At 75.1% G+C, this 1,191-nt stretch carries 1 protein-coding gene; it reads right to left on the bottom strand.

The window, feature by feature from the left end:
* Positions 1-975 (bottom strand): RNB domain-containing ribonuclease (locus tag H5J30_RS34470; RefSeq protein WP_181791749.1); only part of this gene is annotated, 975 nt, incomplete at its 3' end.
* Positions 976-1,191: the final 216 nt, after the last annotated feature.

Genomic DNA, 1,191 nt, shown 5'->3' with positions numbered 1-1,191 from the left:
GTACCCGGCGCCGCGCAGCAGCGCGGTGCACTCCTGGAGGAACGCCGCGTGGTTGGCCATCTGCGGGTTGAGGGAGCGGAGCAGCTCGGGGTAGTCCAGGCCCTCCGGCCAGTCGACGCCGAGCGCGCGGGCCACCCGGTGCAGGTACGTCAGCGCGGGGCGCCGCGAGGGCGGCAGCGTGCGCAGGATGCCGGTGCCGGAGGCGAGCATCAGCTCCGCGGCGGCCATACCGGTGAGCAGGGACACCTGCGCGTTCCAGCCGTGGGCGGGCAGCGGCGCGCTGTACTCCAGCGTGTAGCCGTCGGCCCGCTGCACCACCTCCTGCTCCGGTACGCCGAGCGAGATCCCGCCGCGTTCGCGCTCCAGCTCCTCGCGCAGCAGCCCGACGTCGCGCAGCAGCGCCACCGGCTCCTCCGCCGTGCCCTCGTCGATGGTCTGCTGCACGCCGCCGTAGTCGAGCCGCGCCCGGCTGCGTACCAGCGCGCGGGCGACCCTGGCCTCGGCGATCTGGCCGCTGGAGTCCAGGTCGATCTCCCACAGCAGCGCGGGGGCCGGCTGGTCGGGCAGCAGGCTTGCGGCGCCCTCGGAGAGCTGCCCGGGGTGCAGGAGCACGCGGGTGTCGGGGAAGTAGAGCGTCGTGACGCGGCGGCGGGCCTCGGCGTCGAGGGCCCCTCCGGGGGTCACGAACGCGGCGACGTCGGCGATGGCGTAGTGGATACGGAACCCGCCGCCGCCCCGGCGCGCGAGGTGGAGGGCCTGGTCCAGATCGCGGGAGCCGGGCGGGTCGACGGTGTAGAGGGGGATGTCGGTCGCGTCCCGTTCGGGCAGGCGGGGGGCCTTCGCGGCGCGGTCGGCCTCGGCGAGCACCTCGGGCGGGAACGCGGCGGGTACGTCCTCTGTGGTGCGCAGCCGGCGCAGGGCGGCGCGGAGCGGGGCGTCCTCGGCGGCGACGGCGTGCAGGATGCGTTGTGGCACGCATATCAGCCTAATTCGGGCAGGCGTCCCGGGCGTGGCCAAGCCCTCGACCCGCCCCCTCGCGCCCCAGGAGTGACCGCTGTGTCACCGGGCGGTTGGTAGACGTGGAGTCCCCCCACCTCCGGGAGAGACATGCCCACGCCCCACGCGCCCCGCCATGCATCCCGTCAGTTGTCGCGTACGTGCATCGCGCTCGTCCTCGGCGGTCTCGTCGCG

The sequence above is a fragment of the Streptomyces phytophilus genome (assembly GCF_013870535.1).
In the GTDB taxonomy this organism is placed as follows: Bacteria; Actinomycetota; Actinomycetes; order Streptomycetales; family Streptomycetaceae; genus Streptomyces; species Streptomyces phytophilus.
Note: the sequence above shows the minus strand (reverse complement) of the source record. Positions and strands in the feature narration are given on the sequence as shown.